We start from the raw sequence: 8,158 nt of genomic DNA on the forward strand, positions 1-8,158 counted from the left end.
AGTTACGAAAAAATATAAGCCCTGACCCCCGCCCACGTCCACCACGACCCCCAGCTCCGGGAAGTCGTAAGCGGCGGCGATGGGCCGGTTCTCGGCGTCCGAGAACGACGCCATGCCGTCGTGGAAGGCCGTCGCGGTCTGCTCGTCCTGGGCGACGTAGTCGAAGAACGGCATGCCGAAGATGCCGCCGAAGACGGAGCCGCCTTCTCTCAGGCACCGCTCCATCTCGCCGCTGGGCAGCCACAGCGTGTGATCGGTGAGCATGAGCACGGCCGGCCGCGCCGACAGCGGCACGTCGGAACGCAGCGCCTGCCCGAGCTCGGTCAGCCGGAACCGCCCGTCGTCGAGCTCCTCGACGACGCCACGGGTGGCCACCAGCCGCAGGACCCGGTGCAGGCTCCCCTCGTGGACGCCCGTCTGCGCGGCCAGCTCGGCGACCGTACGCGGCCCGCCGGCCAGCTTGTCCGCCACGCCCACCGCGGCCACCGCGCGCAGGGCGGCCGAGAAGACATAGCCGAGTGCCTCGTCCACGAGCACGGCCATGGACCGCCGGTCGCCCGGCTCCGCGCCTGTCTTATCCGCTTCGCTCCACATCAGGCCTGCCACCTCAGGGTGTGCGACGATTGGCGAGCATGTGCGCGGCCGGGCAGCAGACCGTCGCGCGCCCTCACTATAGGGCGGCGGCGGAATCGCGGCCATGGCGTGCCTGTCTAGGGTTGGGGCCATGACCGATCAGCTTGAGCCCATGCCCGGCGACTGGCAGCGTGCCCTGGCCATCGTGGCCCACCCCGACGACCTCGAGTACGGCTGCGCGTCCGCCGTGGCGATCTGGACCGACGCGGGCCGTGAGGTCTCCTACCTGATCGCGACCCGGGGCGAGGCGGGCATCGACTCCCTGCCGCCCGCCGAGTCGGGGCCCGTGCGCGAGCGCGAGGAGCGGGCCAGCGCGGCCGTCGTCGGCGTGCACACCGTGGAGTTCCTCGGCCACGCCGACGGGGTGATCGAGTACGGCACCGCGCTCAGGAAAGACCTGGCCGCCGCCATCCGCCGGCACCGCCCCGAGCTCGTGATCACCCTGAACCCGGACGACACGTGGGGCGGCACGTACTGGAACACGCCTGACCACCGGGCCGTCGGCAGGGCGGTGCTGGACGCCGCGGCAGACGCCGGAAATCGCTGGATATTTCCAGATACGGAGGCTGAGCCCTGGGCCGGTGTCCGCTGGGTCGCCGTCGCGGGCAGCGACTCCCCCACCCACGCCGTGGACGTCACCGACGGGCTGGAGCGCGGCGTGCGCTCACTCATGGAGCACCGGGCCTACATCGAGGCGCTCACCACCGAGGACCCGGAGGCCTACGCCCGCAACCTGATCGAGGGGTTCGCGCGCGAGGAGGCGCGGCGGTTCGGCGGCCGACCTGCCGTTACATTCCGCCTGTTCAACCACTAATCGCGGATATTTCGGCATATCGACGGACATAAAGAACTTCGTCGGCGACGGCACGGAGACCTTGCTAGGGTTTCGTGCCCTGCGGCTGATCGTTCCCGCAGTCACCGCCGGCCGGCGCGGCACACCAGGCTCCGCCATGCCCGCGTCCGGCCGATCCCCCGAATCGAAAGGCATCTCTTCATGACCAAGTCATGGCTCGCGGCTGTTCTGCTCTGCTTCTTCCTGGGCGTGCTGGGCGTGCACCGCTTCTACGTCGGCAAGATCGGGACGGGCATCCTCATGCTCATCACCGCCGGCGGGTTCGGCATATGGGTGCTGATCGACTTCATCATGATCCTCATCGGGAAGTTCACCGACAAGCAGGGCCAGCCGCTGGCCAAGTGATCAGATCCGGATAGCAGAAGAACGGCGGAGCAGCTGATGATGCGGCTGCTCCGCCGTATTCGTGCGTACCGAGCCCCGGAAGTCGTGGTGCCGGCGTGGTCAGACCTGGACGCGGCGCTCCACGGCGTTGACGATCTCGGCGATCGCCTCCTCCACCGGGACGCCGTTCTTCTGCTCCCCGTTGCGGTAGCGGAAGGACACCGCGCCGTTGGCGATGTCGTCGTCGCCCGCGAGCAGCATGAACGGCACCTTCGACTTCTGCGCGTTGCGGATCTTCTTCTGCATGCGGTCGTCGGCCGCGTCGACCTCGACCCGGATCCCGCGCTCACGCAGCTTCTTCGCGACGTCCTGGAGGTAGGGCACGTGGGCGTCGGCGATCGGGATGCCCGCCACCTGCACCGGGGACAGCCAGGGCGGGAAGGCGCCGGCGTAGTGCTCGGTGAGCACGCCGAGGAAGCGCTCCACGGAGCCGAACAGGGCCCGGTGGATCATGACCGGGGTCTGCCTGCTGCCGTCGGCCGCCTGGTATTCCAGGCCGAAGCGCTTGGGCTGGTTGAGGTCGAGCTGAATCGTGGACAGCTGCCAGGTGCGGCCGATGGCGTCCTTGGCCTGGACGGAGATCTTCGGCCCGTAGAAGGCCGCGCCGCCCGGGTCGTCCACCAGCTCCAGGCCCGACTCGGTGGCGACCTGGCGCAGCGCCTGGGTCGCCTCCTCCCACTCGGCGGGATCGCCGATGAACTTGTCGGAGTCGTCGCGGGTGGACAGCTCCAGGTAGAAGTCGGACAGGCCGAAATCACGCAGCACGCTGAGCACGAACCTCAGCAGCGACTTGATCTCGTCGGCCATCTGCTCCCTGGTGGTGTAGATGTGCGCGTCGTCCTGCGTCATGCCGCGCACCCGGGTCAGCCCGTGGACCACGCCCGACTTCTCGTAGCGGTAGACCGACCCGAACTCGCACAGCCGCAGCGGCAGCTCCCGGTAGGACCGCCCGCGCGCCCTGAAGATCAGGTTGTGCATCGGGCAGTTCATCGGCTTGACACGGTATTCGGTGCCCTCCAGCTCGAAGGCCGGGAACATGTCGTCGGCATACCACGGCAGGTGCCCCGAGGTCTCGAACAGCGACGACTTGGTGATGTGCGGGGTGTTGACGAACTCGTAGCCCGCCTCGGACTGCCGCCTGCGCATGTAGTCTTCCATCTCCTTGCGGATGATCCCGCCCTTGGGATGGAAGATCGGCAGACCGCTGCCCAGCTCCGGCGGGAAGCTGAACAGGTCCAGCTCCACGCCCAGCTTGCGATGGTCGCGCTTTTCGGCCTCTTCGAGGAGCTTGAGGTATTCGTCCTGCTTGTCGCGCGACTCCCACGCGGTGCCGTAGATCCGCTGGAGCTGCGGGTTCTTCTCGCTGCCGCGCCAGTAGGCGCCGCCGGAGCGCATGAGCTTGAACGCCGGGATCGACCGGGTGGAGGGCACGTGCGGGCCCCGGCACAGGTCCTTCCACTGCAGGTCGCCGGTCTTGGCGTCGAGGTTGTCGTAGATGGTGAGCTGCCCGGCGCCCACCTCCACCGACTCCTCGTCGGCGGCCCCGCCCTTGAGACCGATCAGCTCCAGTTTGTACGGCTCGCCCGCCAGCTCCTCGCGCGCCTCCTCGTCGGAGACGGCCCGGCGGGAGAACAGCTGCCCCTGCTTGACGATCTCCCGCATGCGCTTCTCGATGCGCTTGAGGTCGTCGGGGTGGAAAGCCTCTTTGACGTCGAAGTCGTAGTAGAACCCGTTTTCGACGGGCGGCCCGATGCCCAGCTTGGCGTCGGGGAACAGCTCCTGCACCGCCTGCGCCATGACGTGGGCGGTGGAGTGGCGGACGATGGCCCTGCCCTCGTCGCTGCCGGTCTCGATCGGCTCGACCACGTCGTCCTGCGCCAGCGGGTGCGCCAGGTCACGCGCCTCGCCGTTGACCCTGGCCGCGATGACCGTGCGCCCGTCGGCCTCCAGCGCCTCACCGGCCGTCGTGCCGGCCGCGACCACACGCTCGGCTCCGGCGAGGGTGATGCGTAGCTCGGCTGACACGGTGTCTCCCTTGGATCGCGCTCGATGCCCGGCACCGAGGCTGGTTCGGTGGTGAACACCGATGCTATCGCGGGTGAAACCCCAGCCTTGTCAGCTCCTCCCGGGTGCCGTGGAAGAGGTTTCGGTCGAGCGGGCTGTTGGCGTACTGGTGGATGGTCCAGTCGCCCCAGGGCCGCGGCACCGGCGGCCGGCCGCGCGGGCTCTCCGGGCTGGCGATCCACAGCGGATATTCGCCCAGCCCCGCGCAGTGTCCGCCGTGTGCGAACGAGTGGAACGTGTAGATGAACGGCCGCACGCCCGCGTGCCGTTCCACGTGGTGGCACCACCGGCGCGCGTACCCGGCGACCTGCTCGGGCCGCAGGCCGTCGTTGGTCTCCAGGTCGAGCGCGATCAGGTCGCCGCGGCGCAGCCCGCCGGCCGACCCGATCGTGCTCAGGAAGTGGCGCGCCTGCTCGATGGGGTCGCCCTTGGGCCGGGCGAAATGGTACGCCCCGCAGACGAGCCAGCTCTCGCGCATGCCGTTCCAGTTACGCGCGAACCACTTGTCGGTGTAGTCGCCGCCCTCGGTCGCCTTGGCGAAGGCGAACGCCACTCCATCGTCCGCATGGCCGGCCCAGTCGACGGTGCCCTGCCAGTTCGACACGTCTATGCCCAGTAGCAAGCGCTTCACCTTGTCGGAGTTTATTGGGGCGCCTCCGGCTCAGCCCTTCGCCGCGCCGACCAGCAGGCTCCGGGTGCGGTCACGGTTCGCGTACGCGGAGCCCACGAAGTCGGTCACGCCCGACTCCGCCAGAGCGGCGAGCTTGGCCAGCACGGTGTCCTCGTCGCCGACGATGGCCACGTCGCCGGGCCCTGCCGCGCCCTCCCTGTCGAGCATGGCACGGTAGGACGGCAGCTGCCCGTAGACCGAGAAGACCTCGTTGGCGCGGGCGACGGCCCCGGCGGGGTCGTCGGTGACGCAGATGGGCAGCGCGCAGACGACGCGGGGCGGCTCGCGGCCGGCCTCCGCGGCGGCGGCCGTGATCGTGGGCACGATGTGCTCGGCGACCGTCTTCGGGCCGGTCATCCACAGCACGGTGCCGTCGGCCGCGGCGCCGGCCAGCTTGAGCATGCGCGGGCCGAGCGCGGCCACCAGCACGGGCAGGCCCGCGCCGGGCGTGGAGAGCTTGATGTCGGCCTTGAGCGTCTCGCCGTCGTACTTGACGTGCTCGCCGCGGGTGGCCGGGACCAGGATGCTGAGGTATTCCTTCATGTGCCGGCCGGGACGGTCGAAGTCGTAGCCGTACATGTTCTCGATGACGATCTTGTGCGAGAGGCCGATGCCGAGCGCGAACCGCCCGCCGAGCGCGGCGTTGGCGGTCATGGCCTGCTGGGCGAGCACGGCGGGGTGACGCGGGTAGGTCGGCACGACGGCGGTGCCGAGCTCGATGCCGGGCACCTGGTTCCCGGCGGCGGCCAGGGCGGTGATGGCGTCGAGGCCGAAGATGTTGGAGATCCAGGCGGAGGCGAAGCCTTCGTCCGCCGCCTGGGAGATCTGGTCGCGCAGCCCGCCGATCGGGTCGGAGCTTTGGGGCTCATTCAGGAAATATCCGTATCGCATGAAACAGAACTCCGTTCTGGTGACTCACGCGAATGTATCTTCCCACGCCGCCTCACGGGCACCCGCCGCGCTCAGCGGATTTCCCGAGGAGGATTTGTAAAGTGGCCTCATGACGCACGAACGCGCTGGACTGCCCGCCCTGCCCGACGACCTCATCGACGTCGCGAGGCTGGTCACGTCCTATTACGCCCTGCATCCCGATCCGGCCGAGGTGGGGCAGCGGGTGGCGTTCGGCACGTCGGGGCATCGGGGATCGTCCCTCGACACGGCCTTCAACGAGGACCACATCGTGGCCACGACGCAGGCCATCTGCGAATACCGCCGCGCGCAGGGCACGGACGGGCCGTTGTTCCTCGGCATCGACACGCACGCGCTGTCGGAGCCCGCGCGGGTCTCGGCGCTGGAGGTGCTCGCGGCCAACGGGATCGAGGTGCTGATCGACGCGCGCGACGGCTACACGCCCACGCCCGCCGTCTCGCACGCGATCCTGCGCCACAACCGGGGGCGCACGGCCGGGCTCGCCGACGGCATCGTGATCACTCCCTCGCACAACCCGCCGGCCGACGGCGGGTTCAAGTACAACCCGCCGCACGGCGGTCCCGCCGACACCGAGGCCACCACGTGGATCCAGGACCGGGCGAACCGGCTGCTGGCATGCTCGCTGGAGGGCGTGCTGCGCGTCCCCTACCCGAACGCGCTGAAGGTGGCCGGGCGGCACGACTTCCTCGGCACGTACGTGGAGGACCTGCCGTCGGTGGTGGACCTGGACGCGATCAGGTCGGCGGGGGTGCGCATCGGGGCCGACCCGCTCGGCGGGGCCAGCGTGGCCTACTGGGGTGAGATCGCCGAGCGCCATCGCCTGGAGCTGACGGTGGTGAACCCGCTGGTCGATCCGACGTGGCGGTTCATGACGCTCGACTGGGACGGCAAGATCCGGATGGACTGCTCGTCGCCGTACGCGATGGCCTCGCTCATCGAGAACCGCGACAAATACGATATTTCCACCGGGAACGATGCCGACTCCGACCGGCACGGCATCGTCACCCCCGACGGCGGCCTGCTCAACCCCAACCACTACCTGGCCGTCGCCATCTCCTACCTCTACACCCACCGCGACGGCTGGCCGCACGACGCCGGGATCGGCAAGACCATGGTGAGCAGCGGGATCATCGACCGCGTCGCCGAGTCGCTCAAGCGGCGGCTGTACGAGGTGCCGGTGGGCTTCAAGTGGTTCGTGCCCGGGCTGCTCGACGGGTCACTCGGGTTCGGCGGCGAGGAGAGCGCGGGAGCGTCGTTCCTGCGGCGCGACGGGTCCGTCTGGTCCACCGACAAGGACGGGATCATCCTCGCGCTGCTGGCCTCCGAGATCCTGGCCGTCACGGGCAAGTCGCCGAGCGCCCACTACCAGGACCTGACCGCCCGCTACGGCGAGCCCGCCTACGCCCGCGTGGACGCCCCCGCGACGCGTGAGGAGAAGGCCGTGCTCGGCAGGCTGTCGGCCGAGCAGGTGACGGCGACCTCGCTCGCGGGCGAGCCGATCACGTCGGTGCAGACGTCGGCCCCCGGCAACGGGGCCTCGCTGGGCGGGGTGAAGGTCTCGACGCAGAGCGCCTGGTTCGCGGCCCGGCCGTCGGGGACCGAGGACGTCTACAAGATCTACGCCGAGTCCTTCAAGGGGCCGGAGCACCTGGCCAAGGTGCAGGAGGAGGCCCGGTCCCTGGTGTCGTCCGCCCTGGGCTGACCCCTGGGCCCGCGCCTCGCCGGGCTCAGTACGCCAGGTGCCTGCCGCCGTCGCCGACGAGGATCTCCCCCGTCACCATGTCCGACTCCAGCAGCGCGGTGACGAGCTGGGCTATGTGCTCCGGCTGCGCCGTGCGCCGCAGCGGCGCCTTCTGCTCCTCCTTCGCCGCCATCTCGCCGAAGACCTGCTCGCCCAGCCGGTCGATGTGCCAGCGGGTCGCCACGAGGCCGGGCGCGACCGCGTTCACCCTGATCGCGGGGCCGAGCGCGACGGCCAGGTCGCGGGTGAGCTGGAGCAGCGCCGCCTTGCTCACCCCGTACGCCATGGAGGAGCCGGTGGCGAGCAGGCCGGCGATGGAGGCGACGTTCACGATCGCGCCACGGGCGGCGCGCAGGTCGGGGGCGAAGGCGCGGGCGCAGTAGAAGGCGCCCATCAGGTTGACGCCCATGACCTGCCGCCACACCTCGTCGGTGAGCCCGTCCAGGTCGGGGAACGGCACCCACTTGGTCGTCCCCGCGTTGCACACCAGGGCGTCGACCCGGCCGTAGTCGGCTCGTACGCGCTCGGCCATCCGGCGTACGGCGGCGTCGTCCGACACGTCGGCGGCCACCGCCTCCGCCTTGCAGCCCAGGGCCTGGACGCGGGCCACCGTGGCCGCGGCAGCGACGGACGAGCGCGAGTAGTTGACGATCACGGCCGCCGCGCCCTTCCTCGCCAGGCTCTCCGCCACGGCCGCGCCGATGCCGGTGCCGCCGCCGGTGACCACGGCGACCGTCCCGTTGATGTCCATGACCTACTCCTCAACCAGTCGTCTCCGTAGCGGGCAGACGGTCGCGAGCCCCGGGACGACGCGGGCCGGCTCGGGCGCGGCGGGTGTCTCGGACGCGGGCTATCCGGCGAGGTCGCGCGGGCGGTCGGGGGC

8 protein-coding genes are annotated in these 8,158 nt (G+C 70.2%); 3 read left to right on the forward strand and 5 right to left on the reverse strand.

Translation table 11 applies throughout. The features are described 5' to 3' along the window. On the reverse strand, window positions 1-543 hold a 543-nt coding region (locus ETD85_RS57605; RefSeq protein ID WP_276617417.1), incomplete at its 3' end, for a methyltransferase family protein. A 181-nt stretch (window positions 544-724) separates the two neighbouring features. Between ETD85_RS57605 and ETD85_RS57610 the strand changes: the two genes are divergently transcribed. Together ETD85_RS57610 and ETD85_RS57615 are read left to right on the forward strand one after the other, a co-directional pair. Then, window positions 725-1,447: a PIG-L deacetylase family protein gene (locus ETD85_RS57610; protein ID WP_138698295.1), complete on the forward strand. Its 723-nt coding sequence runs from the start codon at window positions 725-727 to the stop codon at window positions 1,445-1,447. A 180-nt stretch (window positions 1,448-1,627) separates the two neighbouring features. After that, window positions 1,628-1,831 (forward strand): TM2 domain-containing protein, encoded by a 204-nt coding sequence (locus tag ETD85_RS57615; protein WP_138698296.1) that lies wholly within the window; start codon window positions 1,628-1,630, stop codon window positions 1,829-1,831. Window positions 1,832-1,930: 99 nt separating this feature from the next. Here ETD85_RS57615 and thrS read toward each other — a convergent pair whose 3' ends face one another. From thrS to ETD85_RS57630, 3 genes are all read right to left on the reverse strand, one after another. Continuing rightward, on the reverse strand, window positions 1,931-3,895 hold the full coding sequence (gene thrS / locus ETD85_RS57620; RefSeq protein WP_138698297.1) for a threonine--tRNA ligase: 1,965 nt from the start codon (window positions 3,893-3,895) through the stop codon (window positions 1,931-1,933). A 64-nt stretch (window positions 3,896-3,959) separates the two neighbouring features. After that, complete coding sequence (locus ETD85_RS57625) at window positions 3,960-4,565, reverse strand: glycoside hydrolase family 25 protein (protein WP_170247416.1); 606 nt, start codon at window positions 4,563-4,565, stop codon at window positions 3,960-3,962. A 30-nt stretch (window positions 4,566-4,595) separates the two neighbouring features. Beyond that, window positions 4,596-5,495 carry an LLM class F420-dependent oxidoreductase gene (locus ETD85_RS57630; protein ID WP_138698299.1) on the reverse strand — a complete coding sequence of 300 codons (900 nt, stop codon included), beginning with the start codon at window positions 5,493-5,495 and terminating at the stop codon, window positions 4,596-4,598. A 109-nt stretch (window positions 5,496-5,604) separates the two neighbouring features. On the opposite strand from ETD85_RS57630, the gene pgm reads away from it, so the two are divergent. Next, window positions 5,605-7,236: a phosphoglucomutase (alpha-D-glucose-1,6-bisphosphate-dependent) gene (gene pgm / locus ETD85_RS57635; protein ID WP_138698300.1), complete on the forward strand. Its 1,632-nt coding sequence runs from the start codon at window positions 5,605-5,607 to the stop codon at window positions 7,234-7,236. Between the two features lie 25 nt (window positions 7,237-7,261). Here pgm and ETD85_RS57640 read toward each other — a convergent pair whose 3' ends face one another. Further along, window positions 7,262-8,026, reverse strand: a complete 765-nt coding sequence (locus ETD85_RS57640) for an SDR family NAD(P)-dependent oxidoreductase (protein ID WP_138698301.1) — start codon at window positions 8,024-8,026, stop codon at window positions 7,262-7,264. Window positions 8,027-8,158: the final 132 nt, after the last annotated feature.

The organism is Nonomuraea zeae (genome assembly GCF_005889725.1).
Lineage (GTDB): Bacteria > Actinomycetota > Actinomycetes > Streptosporangiales > Streptosporangiaceae > Nonomuraea > Nonomuraea zeae.

Bases quoted from the DNA above. Each gene is read 5' to 3' on its own strand.
- ETD85_RS57610 (WP_138698295.1), top strand. From the start codon at position 725: ATGACCGATCAGCTTGAGCCCATGCCCGGCGACTGGCAGCGTGCCCTG.
- ETD85_RS57615 (WP_138698296.1), top strand. From the start codon at position 1,628: ATGACCAAGTCATGGCTCGCGGCTGTTCTGCTCTGCTTCTTCCTGGGC.
- ETD85_RS57630 (WP_138698299.1), bottom strand. From the start codon at position 5,495: ATGCGATACGGATATTTCCTGAATGAGCCCCAAAGCTCCGACCCGATC.
- pgm (WP_138698300.1), top strand. From the start codon at position 5,605: ATGACGCACGAACGCGCTGGACTGCCCGCCCTGCCCGACGACCTCATC.
- ETD85_RS57640 (WP_138698301.1), bottom strand. From the start codon at position 8,026: ATGGACATCAACGGGACGGTCGCCGTGGTCACCGGCGGCGGCACCGGC.